We start from the raw sequence: 14,805 nt of genomic DNA, 5'->3' as shown, positions 1-14,805 counted from the left end.
TCGTCTACTATTTTTAAAACAGAAGGATTTATTCCTCGGTCTTCAGATCCCATAATAATAGCTAATGGTTCTGATAATGATATGTCATATATGTTTTGATCTGTTTTTTCAGTTGCTGCTACTGTTTTAATTCCAGAACCTTGCAAATAGAAGATAGCATCTTTTATATGTTCAACTTTGCAGATAGGGACATTGAATACAGCTCCAGCTGAAGTTTTAACAGTGTCACCGTTTACAGGAGCTGAACCTGCTTTTTGTATAATGATTCCATTAACTCCAGTACATTCTGCTGTTCTAATAATAGCACCAAAATTTCTAGCATCTGATATTTGATCTAATATAAGAAAAAGAGGTTTGTTACCAGACTCAATTGTAGATTCGACTAAGTGTTCTAAATCAATAAAGCCAATAGGAGAGATGGTTGCTACTGCACCTTGGTGATTATTTGGTGTAAGACGATTTAATTTTTCTACAGGAACGTAAGAGAAGTTTACGTTTGCACGCTTCATTACCTTCATTAAATCTTTCATAAGTTCACCAGAAATCTCTTTCTGAATGAAAACTTTATCTACTTCTTTTCCTGCTTGAATCGCTTCTATGATGGCTCTAATGCCAAATATTTGATGTTCTTTTTCCATTGGACAAATATAGGTAATGTTTATATAAAAAAAAACCATCCCAGTTTGGGATGGTTTAGTTTCATTATTAAAAGAAGAATTAGTCAGCTAAAACTCCTTCTTTGTATGAGAATTTCAATTCTTGACTTGTAGTTCCTTGAACTTTGTCAGTAATTTTAATGATTCCAGTGTAAAGAACATCTTGGAAATCTGGATCTGATTCAGTTCCGAAGTTTACTGATCTTGTGATTTTGTAAACAATAACATCACCAACTGCCAAATTAGTTAAAGATGTAACTTTAGTACCTGCGTTGTAAGCATTCTCAGCAGCAAATAAGTTAGCAGTTGAGTAGTTTACAGTATTGTCTTTTACGAAATCGATGCTAACTCCTTCTGATGTAGCGAAACCAAATGGGCTAACGAAATCAATTTCAGAAGCTTCATGGTCTCCAGTTTTGAAACTGAATGTTGACTCACTATCAGAAATGTTTCCATTGTGAGAAGCACCAAATACTTGATCAGCAAAAGTTACTGTTGTAGTAATCTCATCTGTTTGAGTTCCTGAAGTTATAATAAATTTGTAAGTAATTTTATCTCCAGCAACAATTCCACCATAAGTAGAATATGGATAACTATTCAAATCTATAGTCTGTTTAGTAGCAGGCAATGTTCCAGGTAAATTAGTAAATGTACCAGTGCTATTTTTAGACCATTGTCCAACAATACTTGTGATTGTTGTAGCAGTTTTAGTAAGTGGAGCGATATGCACTTCATAAGCAGCTGGATCATTAAATTTGATTGAAGAGATACCACTTGTAGTACTGTTTACAAGATCTCCATCAGCGTTTACTACTTGCCAAGTAATTGCTTTTCCAACTACTAAAGAAAAAGGAGCTCTTGATGTTGTACCATCAGAATAAGTTGCAAGAATTGCTAACTCAAACGTTCCTGTTTTTCCAGTTAAAGTTGTTACACCACCTTCAGTTACTGGGAATTTATCGAAACTTCCTAATGTAGAAGTATTGAAAGTAGCTTTTCCTTCACTTAAAGTTGCATCTGCTACTTTGTCTCCAAATACGATAGGATCTGTTGGAGGTGTTTTTGCAGCATTTTTGAAAATTTCAACTTTAGTCACAGTTACACCTTCTTTAGTGTATGTGTTAAGTGGCAGGTTGTAGTTGTTATCCAAACGACTTATACTAGTCGTTGTTGGAACTGCATTACCTCCTGTAGTTGCAAATTCCATATTGTCATCTGCAGAACATGAAGCTAAAGTTGCAATAAATGCAAATGCAGCTATCTGTTTAATGTATTTTTTCATATTTGTACTGTTAAATATAATATTAGTGTTTGTCCCAGAAAAGTTTAGTAGTTACAGCATTGTTACCCAATTTTGCAACTGCAGCTTCTAAGTTTGCAGCGTTTAATGTCTGCTCGATTCCTGGATAAGAGTAGCGTTTTGGAACTTCAGTGATGTCACCAAATGTTACAGGTGGCGCAACTAAAGCAGGGAAGTCTAATCTTCTGTAAGAAGTCCAAGCTTCAAAACCTCTATTATAGTAAGCAATCCAAGATTGTTCTCCAATTTTTTGTTTCCAAGTTCCTGTTGCAGTAGCATAAGCTACGTCAGATCTTGTTAAGTAAGCAGCGATATCACCAGCAGCTACACCCCAATCTTGTAAAGATGCAGTTACAGCAGCATTATAGTGAGATTCAGCAGTACCTCCAACAGCGATACCTCTTTCTACAGCTTCAGCTAATAAGAATTCAACTTCAGAATATGTAAAAATTACACCTGGATAAACTGGATCTTTAATAGTTTCAGTAATGTGAGAGAAGTTTCCGTAAATGTTAACTGTTCCGTATACACCACCTTTGTATTGTCCTGATCCTTCTGGGTACTCAGTGAAGTATTTAGATCTTCTTGGGTCAGAAAGAGCATTCAATTTGTTAACAAATGTATCAGCAGGAACAAAGTCATTACGTCCACTAGCTACTAAGTCAAGATATAACGGGTTGTTATTTGTTGTATTTGTAGCGTAAGGCATGTAAGCACCATCAGCACTAGATGTGATTAATCCATCTTCTTTAGCTGCTAAAGCTTGTGTGCTAGCGTAAGCGTGATCAACGTCATCCATCATGATAGCCATTCTGAAACGTAGAGAGTTAGCAAACTTAGCCCATTTTGCAGTGTTACCACCGTAAATAAGGTCAGCGCTACCATAACTGTCAGCAGATTGATCTAATTTATGAGATGCATTAGTTAATACAGTAAGTAAATCTCTGTAGATAGTTTGAGCATCATCATATTTAGGTTGTGGATGATTTTCAATATCTAAAGCTTCTGTGTAAGGAATATCTCCAAAAGTATCAACTAAGATACCGTAGCAGTAAGAAGTTAAAATATCGATAATTGCAAGTTTATTTTCAATTACCACTAAACCTTCAGCAGCTCCAGTGTAGCTTGCTTTTTGCTCTAGCAAAAGTGTTTTAGCTTCTTTAAAGTCTCTAAGTACATCACGGTAGTAAGTAGCCCAGTGACGATCTGGAATTGTACGTCCAGTAAGGTCATATTGAGTTTCTTGTGGGTATTGTACCTCTGTCCATTGCTGAGCATATAATCTGAATACGTTGAAGTTAACAGATGTGCTAGTAACCTGATCCATCATGAATTTCTCTGCATTTGTAAATAAAAATTCAGGAGAAGTAGTGGTAGGGTTTTTTGTGTCTTGGTTCATGTTCCCAAAATCATCAGAGCAAGATGAAAATAAGGCAATGAACGATATTAATATTATTAGTCTATTTTTCATAGCTTAGAATTTTATTGTTAAGTTACAACCAATATTTCTAGTTGTTGGTAAAGAACCGATAGAAAGTCCTTGAGATCCTACGTTAGATCCTAATCCACTTTCTGGGTCTGCATCTGGAAGATTCTTTTGGATGATCCATAAGTTAGATCCGATAAGTGAAATTCTAGCATCAACTAATTTCATTTTTTGAACTAATGAAGATGGTAAAGTATAAGTAATGTTTACCTCTCTTAATTTGATAAATCCAGCATCGTAAACAAATTGACTTCTTGGTCCGTTAGTGTAAGCATTTGTAATAGCTCCACCTGTAGAGTAAGCAGTTCTTGTTGTGTTTGGAGTTCCATCAGCGTATACACCTGGAAGGATAACACCACCACCATTTACTAAACTGTTTCTTTTTGGATTTCCAAGATCATTGTTTCCGCCTGTTTCATCAGTTAAACCAGTTCCAACTCCGTACCATTGGTCAGTAGAGAAAACATCTCCTCCGTGTTTAACATCGATTAAGAAGCTGAAAGATAAGTTTTTGTATGCGAATTTGTTGCGGATACCTCCAATCCAATCAGGATTGATGTTTCCAATAATATTGTTTGTAGAAGTATTGATTACGTATCTACCAGTTGCTGGGTTAACGATTCTTTGTCCGTTAGCATCATAAGTGTAATCTGTTCCTTTTAATACACCAAATGGTTGTCCAACAACAGCATTTAAAGTTACTGTACCAGGGAAAGAAGATACTTGTAAGTTACTTACACCATCAGCCAAAGCTGTAACCATGTTTTCGTTTTTAGACCAGTTCACATTAACATCCCAAGAAAAACTGTTTGTTTTAATAGGAGTAACGTTGAATTGAACCTCGATACCTTTGTTTTCTACTGTAGCAGCGTTAACATATTTAGAAGTGTAACCTGTAGCAGTTGAGTAAGGTACTCTTACAGCTTCTCCGTCATTCACGTTTTTGTATAAACTCACGTCAAATCCAACTCTTCTGTTTAAGAATTGCATCTCAAGACCGATCTCTTGTGTATTAGTTTTAATAGGTTTAAGATCTGGATTGTTTTTAATAGAGTTTACAGAATACATTTGGTTATTGTTGAACGGATCGTATTTTGTATAAGTATCAACCAATGCTAATGCAGGTGTTCCTAATGGGCTTTCAGAGTAACCTCCTCTTAATTTACCAAAACTTAACCAGCTAGCATCAATGTTTTTAGAGAAAACCCAGCTACCAGAAACAGAATAACTTGGGATGCTATTGTCGCTTGCAGGCAAGTTAGAGAAAGCATCTCTACGAGCAGTTGCATCGATAAAATATGTATCTAAGTATCCTAAAGAAGCTGAAATGTAGTAACTGTTAACAGAAGCTTTAGTTTCTCTTTCGTATGGGTATGGGCTTGCAGCTTTAGAGTTTGATAAACTGTAAATACCAGGAATAATTAAACCTCCTTGAGTAGAAGCTGTAATTTGATTGAAATAAGTGTTTCTTATTGTTCCCCCAGCTACTCCACTTAAACTAAAATCTTCTCCGAATTTTTTGTTGTAAGTAAGAATCAAGTCATAGTTTTGCTCAGAGAAGTTACCATTGTAACGTTGGTATCCTGAAGTCTCATCAAGAGCATTGATACCAAAAGTTTTTGCAACAGATCCTACAGCAACTCTTTCTTCACGGATCTCAGAATAAGTATCTGTAGAGATTTTTCCAGTTGCAGAAAGCCAGTCTGTAATTTTGTACGTTAAGTTTGCATAACCAATAAAACGATTTCTACTATCGTTTTGGTAGTTTTGGTAACGCTCAAAGTAAGGGTTGTTCCAGTATGCAGGAGATCCATCGTCAACAGAAGTTCTGTTCCAAGTGATGTTTTGTCCGCCTGAATTGTTGTATGCTTGTTGTAATTGTTTAATATCAACGTTTGTTTGCCACCATTGACGGAAACCAGAAACTAAGTTGTCGCTGTATCCTGTCATGTTTCTACCAACTGTTTGTTGTGCAGAAAAGTTAGCAAAAGTACTTAAAGACAATCTGTCTGTAAATTGGTGGTTTAATTTTAAACTGAAGTTGTTTTTTCTTAATTCACTATTAATTAAAACACCAGTTTGGTCAGTATTTGTATAGTTAAATACAACATTTGTTTTTTCATTTCCATCTTCAAAAGAGATACTGTTCACTAAAGAAAGTGAGTTTTTGAAGAAAGAAAAAGGATCATTTGCAGCAGCTTGCCATGGAGTTGCTTTTCCGTAGTTAGCGTTCCCTGGATAAGAAGAGAAAGCATCCCATTGGTAAACATTCAATGAAGGATCAAAACGGTTACCTACAGAAGCATCATCTCCCATAAGAACTACTCTATCATTTACACCATCACCGTTAATATCTTGTGTAGTGTCAAAAGAAGCACCGTATCCAGCTCCATAATTTTTTTGGTATTTAACGAAAGTGCTTTTGTCAGGACTACCAGTTACTACTTCAGAAGAAACAGTGATTCCTAATCCTTTTCTAGCTTTACCTTTTTTAGTTGTAATCATTAAAACCCCGTTACCAGCTAAGTATCCGTATAATGCAGAAGCCGCAGCACCTTTTAATACGTTCACACTTTCGATATCTTCTGGATTAATGTCCATCGCGTTATTACCGTAGTCAAATCCTCTAGATCCTGATGATTGAGCTGTTGTTCCGTCGTTTGTGTTGTTAGCGTTGTTGATTGGCATACCATCAATAACGATTAACATCTCATTACTCTGACCAATAGCTTTAACCCCTCTAGAAATTGCACTTGTAGAACCTCCAAAGTTAGTGTTTCTTGTAATGTTAACACCGGCAACTTTACCAGAAAGTTCGTTTAAGAAGTTACCACTAGAAGTACCGTTTCTTAAATCTCCTCCTTTTACCTCTTGTGTTGCATAACCAAGAGATTTTTTCTCTCTTTTAACACCTAAAGCTGTTGTTACTACAACGCTTTCAAGTTCTTGAGCATCTCCAGCCAATTTTACGTTAACTGTTGATGAAGTTGCAGCTATTTCTTGAGTTTTCATCCCAATGTAGCTAAATACCAATACTTGGCTTGATGATGCTTTGATAGTATATTTACCATCAAAATCGGTTTGCGTTCCAGCTTTGGTTCCTTTAACTAATACACTAACACCTGGTAGAGGCATCCCTGCATTGTCAGAAACTGTTCCCGAAACAGCTCTTTCTTGCGCAAAAGAAAGTTGCGCAACTAGTACTAATAAAAGCACTAAGAATCCATTGAACTTTAGTTTCATTTTTAAATATTTTGAATTAGTATCGCAAAACTCTTAATAATTTGTTAACTTTCCTAATAAATAAAAATCTTTTTTTGGTAAACTTTAAAATTTAACATTATAACATATGTTTACGATAGTGTTATATAATTGTATTTCTTGCTGATTTTCCTGACCATTCGTGAGAATAATTCGTAAAATTCCGTTTTTTGTTTGTATTCCCGCACCTATCCCGATTCCTATTAAATTCTTAATTTTTTTAGGATTTGAAATATTGGTTAAGTCTTGATATATAGCATAATCCGTAATTGAATGAATGTATGCGCTTTTTGAAAACATATATCGATATTCTGTAAGAATTGCAGAATAAAAGTTTGCTTGAAGACTATTTTCTGAAAATCCTCTAATTGAGTTCATTCCGCCAAATCGAAATAATTCGTTCGAAATGTAATTTTTACTGTCTAAGTAAAAATTTTGAGAATTTATGTTAATGTAATTTTTGCTATTTAGTTCAAAATTATATGTTGCATTTAAATTTAGATAGAATTGTTTGCTTGGATCTGCGGTCTCAGGATCATTATTTGTTTCTCGTTTTCCAAAACCTAAGATTGTGCTTAAAAATGCTTTTCCAGGCATTAAACTATTATTTGGATCAATTCTTTTGTATTCATATGTGGATGTTAGATAGGAATTGTTGAAATCGCTAATTGTAGAATTGTTGGTGTTTTGAATATCGCTCGATTCGGTTGACTGATAACCAAGATAGATTTTAGAATTGTAGTTTAAATAATAGCCGAGATTAATATCTGTTTTTGTGTTCTGAAAAGTACTGTCTTGTTTAAAAATGTTTAATTGTGCCTTTATTCCAAGTGGTGATTGAAATAGGTATGGAATCTCAAGCTTTGTGTTGAAAGTTTTTTGTTGATTTCCGTCGCTTTTCCAGTATAAGGAAAATTTTTCGCCAGCTCGAAGTATGTTGGTTAATGAAATATCTAGGTAGCCATTTAATATTAGCTTTTTGTTTTCGTCATTAGAAAAGCCAATGTAACCATCAAAATTGTTTGCTTTTCTTTTGTCAAGATAGGTGTAGACTTTGGTTGAGTCTGGTGTAAATAAAATTTCTGGATATTTAGGTTGAGAAACAAACTCAAAGCTATTGATGTCATCATGAAGTTTTTTGACAGTTTCTTGATTGAAAGTTTTGTTTAAGTATTTTTTGTTTAATTGTTTTACTGCTCCTTTCGGGAAATAATCTTTTAAAACAGGATTTGTATAATTTACAATAATGGAATTTAGGGTTCGTTTTTTTTCGGAATTAAAATTTAAGTCAGCGTAAATTATCGAATTCTTTTTTTTGATATTTTGTAGTTTGATTTTAGAAAATGCAAAACCAGCTTTTTCATTGTCTGATATTTCTTGATTTAAGAAATTTTCAAGTTCTGAATAAGGTATAATTATGCTGTCGTTTTCTGTTTTTTTTGACTGATAAGAAAAACTATTTATACCTATATATATATGTACTTCTTTTATTCTGTTTTTTAGATCTAGTAAAACGTTATATGTTGTATCGTTTGCTCTTTTGTTTTCCAGTACTTTAGAGTCAATATAGCCTTGTTTTGCAAGTCTGTTTATTACTGTCGAAATTTCGATGTTTATTGATTTAAGATTTGGATGTTTCTTTGTGTAAGAAATCGAATCAATGGTTTGATTCTGTTTTTTATTGATTCCGTTTATATTAAGGTAGAAAGATTGTGCAAAACAATTAGCTGATAAGAGAAAAATGAGTATGTAATGAAATTGTTTCAAAAGCAATTGTTTTGTTAGTTAAATGTAAAGCAAATATCTAATGTTTCTTTGTTAAATCATAGATATAAATAATGTTGTTGAAAATTAATGATTTAACGTTTGTATACTGAAAAATATTTTATACATTTGCAACCCCGTAAAAAGCGGGAATTTAATAAACATAATAATTTTTAGTATTAATTATGCCAACAATTCAACAATTAGTAAGAACAGGAAGAACTCAGATCACTAAGAAGAGTAAATCGGTTGCTTTAGATTCTTGTCCTCAAAGAAGAGGGGTTTGTACGCGTGTTTACACTACTACACCAAAAAAACCAAACTCTGCAATGCGTAAAGTTGCGCGTGTACGTTTGACAAATGGTAATGAGGTGAATGCTTACATCCCAGGAGAAGGACATAATCTACAAGAGCACTCGATAGTATTAGTGCGAGGTGGAAGGGTAAAAGATTTGCCAGGTGTTAGATATCATATCGTTCGTGGAGCGCTTGACACGTCAGGAGTTGCAGGAAGAACGCAAAGAAGATCTAAGTACGGTGCTAAACGCCCAAAAGAAGCAAAAAAGTAATTTAAAAACTTTTAAGAAAAAGACATGAGAAAAAGAGCGGCAAAGAAAAGACCACTTTTACCGGATCCAAGGTTTAACGACCAATTAGTAACACGTTTTGTGAATAACTTAATGTGGGATGGTAAGAAATCTACAGCTTTTAAAGTATTTTATGATGCAATTGATATCATTGAAACTAAAAAGCAAAATGATGAGAAAACTTCATTAGAGATCTGGAAAGATGCTTTAACTAACGTTATGCCTCACGTAGAAGTACGTAGCCGTAGAGTTGGTGGAGCGACATTCCAAATCCCAATGCAAATTCGTCCAGACAGAAAAATTTCTATGGCAATGAAGTGGTTAATACTTTATTCTAGAAGAAGAAATGAAAAATCTATGGCACAACGTTTAGCTTCTGAGTGTTTAGCTGCTGCTAAAGAAGAAGGTGCTGCGGTTAAGAAAAGAATGGATACTCACAAAATGGCAGAAGCTAATAAAGCATTCTCTCACTTTAGATTTTAATTCGTAAAGAAATGGCTAGAGATTTAAAATATACAAGAAATATCGGAATCGCTGCTCACATTGATGCTGGTAAAACAACAACAACTGAGCGTATTCTTTTTTATACTGGAAAGTCACACAAAATTGGTGAGGTGCACGATGGTGCTGCAACAATGGACTGGATGGCTCAAGAGCAAGAAAGAGGTATTACAATTACTTCAGCTGCTACAACTTGTACTTGGAACTTTCCAACTGTACAAGGTAAAGTTATTCCAGAATCATTACCGTACCACTTTAATATTATTGATACTCCTGGACACGTTGACTTTACTGTAGAGGTAAATCGTTCTTTACGTGTACTTGATGGTTTAGTTTTCTTATTTAGTGCTGTTGATGGTGTTGAGCCTCAATCAGAAACTAACTGGAGACTTGCTGATCAATATAGAGTTCCTCGTATGGGATTCGTAAATAAAATGGACCGTCAAGGTGCTAATTTTTTGGCTGTATGCGGACAGGTTAAAGATATGTTGAAATCGAATGCGGTTGCAATTACTTTGCCTATTGGTGATGAAGCAGATTTTAAAGGTATTGTTGACTTAGTGAAAAATCAAGCTATTGTATGGCATGATGAAACTCAAGGAGCTACTTTTGATATCGTTGATATCCCAGCTGATATGGTTGATGATGTAAAACACTACCGTTCTATCCTTATCGAAGAGATCGCAACTTATGACGAGAATCTTTTAGATAAATACATGGAAGATGAAAACTCTATTACAGAGGAAGAAATCAACAATGCTTTAAGAGCTGCAACTATCGATATGGCAATCATTCCTATGCTTGCTGGTTCTTCTTTCAAAAACAAAGGAGTTCAATTTATGTTAGATGCTGTTTGTAAGTATTTGCCATCTCCATTGGATAAAGAAGGTATTGAAGGAATCCACCCTGACGATGCTGAATTATTAGAAGAAGATCAAACTAAAATCTTACGTCGCCCAGATGTAAAAGAGCCGTTCGCTGCTTTAGCATTTAAAATTGCTACTGATCCATTCGTAGGTCGTTTAGCTTTCTTCCGTGCTTACTCTGGACGTTTAGATGCTGGTTCTTATGTTTTAAATACTCGTTCTGGTAACAAAGAGAGAATTTCTCGTATTTACCAAATGCACGCTAACAAACAAAATCCAATCGAATTTATTGAGGCTGGAGATATTGGGGCTGCTGTAGGATTTAAAGATATCAAAACTGGAGATACTTTGTGTGATGAAAAGAGTCCAATTATCTTGGAATCTATGAAATTCCCAGAGCCAGTAATTGGTATTGCTATTGAGCCTAAAACTAAAGCTGACGTTGATAAAATGGGTATGGCTTTGGCTAAATTGGCTGAAGAGGATCCAACGTTTACTGTAAGAACTGATGAGGCTTCAGGTCAAACTATTATTTCTGGTATGGGTGAGCTTCACTTAGATATCTTAGTTGATCGTATGAAACGTGAGTTTAAAGTAGAGGTTAACCAAGGTGAGCCACAAGTAGAATACAAAGAGGCGTTTACTAAATCTGCTCAACATAGAGAAACTTATAAAAAACAATCTGGAGGTCGTGGTAAATTCGGTGATATCGTATTTAGAATCGAGCCTGCTGATGAAGTTGATGGTAAAGTTCCAGTTGGATTACAGTTCGTAAATGAGGTAAAAGGTGGTAACGTTCCTAAAGAATATATCCCTGCTGTTGAAAAAGGTTTCCGTGAGGCTATGAAAACAGGTCCATTAGCTGGATATGCTGTTGATAGTTTAAAAGTAACTTTATTAGACGGATCTTTCCACCCTGTGGATTCTGATGCTCTTTCTTTTGAATTAGCTGCTAGAATGGGTTATAAAGAGTCTGGACGTGCTGCTGGAGCTGTTATTCTTGAGCCAATCATGAAAATCGAAGTTATTACTCCTGAAGAAAACATGGGTGATATCGTAGGTGACTTGAACCGTCGTAGAGGTCAAGTTAATGACATGGGTGATAGAAATGGTGCTAAGACTATCAAAGCTGATGTGCCTTTATCAGAAATGTTTGGTTATGTAACTACATTAAGAACATTATCTTCTGGTAGAGCTACTTCAACAATGGAGTTCTCTCACTATGCAGAAACACCTTCTAATATTTCAGAAGAGGTAATCAAAAAAGCAAAAGGTAACGCTTAATTTTAAGAAAATGAGTCAAAAAATCAGAATAAAACTAAAATCTTACGATCACATGTTGGTAGATAAATCTGCTGAAAAGATCGTAAAAACAGTAAAAACTACTGGAGCGGTTGTAACAGGTCCAATTCCGTTGCCAACTCACAAAAAACTTTTCACTGTATTACGTTCTCCGCACGTTAACAAAAAAGCGAGAGAGCAATTTGAAGTAATGTCATACAAGAGATTGATTGATATTTATTCATCTTCATCTAAAACAATTGATGCTTTAATGAAACTTGAATTGCCAAGTGGTGTTGAAGTAGAGATAAAAGTATAATTTTTTTTATATTTTTTTATATAAAAAGCGAGTCAGAAATGTCTCGCTTTTTTTTGTTTTTAAAAATGTATTTAGTTGGTTGGTTTTGTGGGGTTTTAGTTTTGAATTTTTCTAATGAATTTCTTTAAAAGCCTTTGTTTTAAAGTGATGCGGTTTTTTTTGTTATGATTTTGTTGGTTAATTGTTAAGTGTAATTTGTTTGTGCGTGGGAAAAACTAGGTTGAAATTTTGAATAATCTAAGTTGTTTTTAGTGTTGCTTTTGAGCTTGGATTTTGATTATGAGCGATTTAATTTTTGTAACTGTTTGGTATATTCAATTTTAATGTCTACTTTTGCACTCCCTGTTTGGAAATTTCTGTTATTTTCAAATTGAAGGGAATTTTAGTAATTAATAATTAATATTTATGTCTGGGTTAATTGGTAAGAAAATCGGCATGACTAGTATTTTTGACGAAAACGGGAAAAACATTCCTTGTACAGTAATCGAAGCTGGTCCATGCGTTGTTACCCAAGTCAGAACCAACGAGGTTGACGGGTATGAAGCGTTGCAACTTGGTTTCGATGACAAAAACGAGAAACATTCTACTAAAGCTGCTTTAGGGCACTTTAAAAAAGCTGGAACTGTTGCTAAGAAAAAAGTCGTTGAATTCCAAGATTTTGCAACTGAACAAAAATTAGGAGATCTTATTGATGTTACTATTTTTGAAGAAGGAGAATTTGTAGATGTACAAGGTGTGTCTAAAGGTAAAGGTTTCCAAGGTGTTGTTAAGCGTCACGGTTTTGGTGGTGTTGGACAAGCTACTCATGGTCAACACAACCGTTTAAGAGCGCCGGGTTCTGTAGGAGCTTCTTCTTATCCATCTAGAGTATTCAAAGGAATGCGTATGGCTGGAAGAATGGGAGGAGAAAATGTAAAAGTTCAAAACCTTAGAGTTTTAAAAGTAGTTGCTGAAAAGAATCTACTTGTTGTTAAAGGATGTATTCCTGGGCACAAAAACTCTTATGTAATCATTCAGAAGTAATGGAAGTAAAAGTATTAGATTTCAACGGAAAAGATACTGGAAGAAAAGTTCAACTTTCTGATTCAGTATTCGCAATTGAGCCAAACAATCACGCTGTATATCTTGATGTTAAGCAATATCTTGCTAATCAAAGACAAGGTACTCATAAAGCTAAAGAAAGAGCTGAAGTAACTGGAAGTACGCGTAAGATTAAAAAACAAAAAGGAACTGGTACTGCTCGTGCAGGAAGTGTTAAGAATCCATTGTTTAAAGGTGGTGGAACAGTTTTCGGACCAAGACCAAGAAGTTATTCATTCAAATTGAATAAAGGATTGAAGAGATTGGCTAGAAAATCAGCTTTCTCAATCAAAGCAAAAGAGTCAAATATTGTAGTTTTAGAAGACTTTAATTTTGAAACGCCAAACACTAAAAATTTCATTAACGTTTTGAAAGCTTTAGGGTTAGAGAGTAAAAAATCTCTATTTGTGTTGGGTGAGTCAAATAAAAACGTATATTTGTCGTCACGTAATTTAAAGGCTTCAAGTGTCGTAACTAGTTCAGAATTAAGCACTTACGCAATATTAAATGCTAATAATTTAGTGCTTTTAGAGGGTTCTTTAGAGTTAATTGAAGAAAATTTAAGTAAATAATAGGAACATGAGCATCATTATTAAGCCTATAGTAACGGAAAAAGTAACCAAAGAAAGTGAAGTTCTAAACCGCTTCGGATTCGTTGTTAACAAAAAAGCAAACAAAGTTGAGATTAAGAAAGCTGTTGAGGCTGCTTATGGAGTAACTATCGTTTCTGTTAACACAATGAATGTGAGACCAGATAGATCTACTAAATACACTAAAAGTGGTTTAATCAGTGGAAAGACAAATGCTTATAAAAAAGCAATTGTACAAGTACAAGAAGGAGAAACAATTGATTTTTACAACAATATCTAAGATAGAAAAATGTCAGTAAGAAAATTAAAACCTATTACCCCAGGTCAGCGATTTAGAGTTGTGAATGGTTATGACGCCATTACAACTGATAAGCCGGAACGCTCTTTGATAGCGCCGATAAAAAACTCTGGAGGTAGAAATAGTCAAGGAAAGATGACCATGCGTTATACGGGTGGTGGTCACAAGCAGAGATATCGTATCATCGATTTCAAAAGAACTAAAGATGGAATTCCAGCTACAGTGAAATCAATCGAATACGATCCAAATCGTACTGCGTTTATCGCTTTGTTAGCTTATGCTGATGGAGAGAAAACTTATATTATCGCTCAAAATGGATTGAAAGTTGGTCAGAAATTAGTTTCTGGACCAGAATCTCAACCAGAGATTGGTAATACATTACCTTTAAGCAGAATTCCTCTTGGAACTGTTATATCTTGTATTGAGTTACGTCCAGGACAAGGAGCTGTTATTGCTCGTTCAGCAGGAACTTTTGCTCAGTTAATGGCAAGAGACGGGAAATATGCAACAATTAAAATGCCATCTGGTGAGACAAGATTAATCTTGTTAACATGTTCGGCTACAATTGGAGCTGTTTCTAATTCTGACCACCAATTAGTTGTATCTGGAAAAGCAGGTAGAACAAGATGGTTAGGAAGAAGACCTAGAACTAGACCAGTAGCGATGAACCCAGTTGATCACCCTATGGGAGGTGGTGAAGGACGTTCTTCTGGAGGGCACCCACGTTCAAGAAACGGATTGCCAGCTAAAGGTTACAGAACTCGTTCTAAGAAAAACCCGAGTAACAAGTATATCGTAGAACGTAGAAAGAAATAA

The 14,805-nt window shown here is 34.8% G+C and carries 13 protein-coding genes; 8 read left to right on the top strand and 5 right to left on the bottom strand.

Translation table 11 applies throughout. The features are described 5' to 3' along the window. The 5 genes from B3J44_RS12330 to B3J44_RS12310 all read right to left on the bottom strand — a co-directional run. Positions 1–638: TrmH family RNA methyltransferase (locus B3J44_RS12330; protein WP_286968681.1), on the bottom strand; the 638-nt coding region annotated here is incomplete at its 3' end. Between the two features lie 79 nt (positions 639–717). Beyond that, on the bottom strand, positions 718–1,938 hold the full coding sequence (locus tag B3J44_RS12325; RefSeq protein ID WP_286968680.1) for a hypothetical protein: 1,221 nt from the start codon (positions 1,936–1,938) through the stop codon (positions 718–720). Positions 1,939–1,960: 22 nt separating this feature from the next. Further along, positions 1,961–3,427: a SusD/RagB family nutrient-binding outer membrane lipoprotein gene (locus B3J44_RS12320; RefSeq protein ID WP_286968679.1), complete on the bottom strand. Its 1,467-nt coding sequence runs from the start codon at positions 3,425–3,427 to the stop codon at positions 1,961–1,963. A 3-nt stretch (positions 3,428–3,430) separates the two neighbouring features. After that, positions 3,431–6,685 carry a SusC/RagA family TonB-linked outer membrane protein gene (locus B3J44_RS12315; protein ID WP_286968678.1) on the bottom strand — a complete coding sequence of 1,085 codons (3,255 nt, stop codon included), beginning with the start codon at positions 6,683–6,685 and terminating at the stop codon, positions 3,431–3,433. Between the two features lie 84 nt (positions 6,686–6,769). Next, a complete protein-coding gene (locus B3J44_RS12310) occupies positions 6,770–8,470 on the bottom strand; it encodes a hypothetical protein (RefSeq protein WP_286968677.1) in 1,701 nt (566 codons plus the stop codon). Between the two features lie 182 nt (positions 8,471–8,652). On the opposite strand from B3J44_RS12310, the gene rpsL reads away from it, so the two are divergent. From rpsL to rplB, 8 genes are all read left to right on the top strand, one after another. Continuing rightward, on the top strand, positions 8,653–9,036 hold the full coding sequence (rpsL, locus tag B3J44_RS12305) for a 30S ribosomal protein S12 (RefSeq protein WP_007136570.1): 384 nt from the start codon (positions 8,653–8,655) through the stop codon (positions 9,034–9,036). 24 nt (positions 9,037–9,060) lie between these two features. Beyond that, positions 9,061–9,537, top strand: coding sequence for a 30S ribosomal protein S7 (gene rpsG / locus B3J44_RS12300; protein WP_026727879.1), 477 nt, complete (start codon positions 9,061–9,063; stop codon positions 9,535–9,537). An 11-nt stretch (positions 9,538–9,548) separates the two neighbouring features. Further along, entirely contained in the window at positions 9,549–11,705 is a 2,157-nt protein-coding gene (gene fusA / locus B3J44_RS12295; protein ID WP_111364460.1) for an elongation factor G, read from the top strand. A gap of 10 nt (positions 11,706–11,715) precedes the next feature. Further along, the gene (rpsJ, locus tag B3J44_RS12290; protein ID WP_007803605.1) at positions 11,716–12,021 is read left to right on the top strand and encodes a 30S ribosomal protein S10; all 306 of its coding nucleotides are present in this window, start codon (positions 11,716–11,718) and stop codon (positions 12,019–12,021) included. Between the two features lie 405 nt (positions 12,022–12,426). Beyond that, positions 12,427–13,044: a 50S ribosomal protein L3 gene (rplC, locus tag B3J44_RS12285; protein ID WP_144217592.1), complete on the top strand. Its 618-nt coding sequence runs from the start codon at positions 12,427–12,429 to the stop codon at positions 13,042–13,044. After that, the gene (rplD, locus tag B3J44_RS12280; RefSeq protein ID WP_286968676.1) at positions 13,044–13,673 is read left to right on the top strand and encodes a 50S ribosomal protein L4; all 630 of its coding nucleotides are present in this window, start codon (positions 13,044–13,046) and stop codon (positions 13,671–13,673) included. Before rplC ends, rplD begins: the two co-directional genes overlap by 1 nt. A gap of 7 nt (positions 13,674–13,680) precedes the next feature. Next, positions 13,681–13,971 (top strand): 50S ribosomal protein L23, encoded by a 291-nt coding sequence (rplW, locus tag B3J44_RS12275; protein WP_198857781.1) that lies wholly within the window; start codon positions 13,681–13,683, stop codon positions 13,969–13,971. A gap of 9 nt (positions 13,972–13,980) precedes the next feature. Continuing rightward, positions 13,981–14,805: a 50S ribosomal protein L2 gene (gene rplB / locus B3J44_RS12270; protein ID WP_008464287.1), complete on the top strand. Its 825-nt coding sequence runs from the start codon at positions 13,981–13,983 to the stop codon at positions 14,803–14,805.

It is taken from the genome of Flavobacterium sp. UBA4854, assembly GCF_002399805.1.
Taxonomy (GTDB): Bacteria; Bacteroidota; Bacteroidia; order Flavobacteriales; family Flavobacteriaceae; genus Flavobacterium; species Flavobacterium ginsengisoli.
The sequence above is the reverse complement of the archived record's forward strand: the minus strand, read 5'-3'. Positions and strand labels throughout refer to the sequence as shown.

Bases quoted from the DNA above. Each gene is read 5' to 3' on its own strand.
- rpsJ (WP_007803605.1), top strand. From the start codon at position 11,716: ATGAGTCAAAAAATCAGAATAAAACTAAAATCTTACGATCACATGTTG.
- rplB (WP_008464287.1), top strand. From the start codon at position 13,981: ATGTCAGTAAGAAAATTAAAACCTATTACCCCAGGTCAGCGATTTAGA.
- rpsL (WP_007136570.1), top strand. From the start codon at position 8,653: ATGCCAACAATTCAACAATTAGTAAGAACAGGAAGAACTCAGATCACT.
- B3J44_RS12315 (WP_286968678.1), bottom strand. From the start codon at position 6,685: ATGAAACTAAAGTTCAATGGATTCTTAGTGCTTTTATTAGTACTAGTT.
- rplD (WP_286968676.1), top strand. From the start codon at position 13,044: ATGGAAGTAAAAGTATTAGATTTCAACGGAAAAGATACTGGAAGAAAA.
- B3J44_RS12320 (WP_286968679.1), bottom strand. From the start codon at position 3,427: ATGAAAAATAGACTAATAATATTAATATCGTTCATTGCCTTATTTTCA.
- fusA (WP_111364460.1), top strand. From the start codon at position 9,549: ATGGCTAGAGATTTAAAATATACAAGAAATATCGGAATCGCTGCTCAC.
- rpsG (WP_026727879.1), top strand. From the start codon at position 9,061: ATGAGAAAAAGAGCGGCAAAGAAAAGACCACTTTTACCGGATCCAAGG.
- rplC (WP_144217592.1), top strand. From the start codon at position 12,427: ATGTCTGGGTTAATTGGTAAGAAAATCGGCATGACTAGTATTTTTGAC.
- B3J44_RS12325 (WP_286968680.1), bottom strand. From the start codon at position 1,938: ATGAAAAAATACATTAAACAGATAGCTGCATTTGCATTTATTGCAACT.
- rplW (WP_198857781.1), top strand. From the start codon at position 13,681: ATGAGCATCATTATTAAGCCTATAGTAACGGAAAAAGTAACCAAAGAA.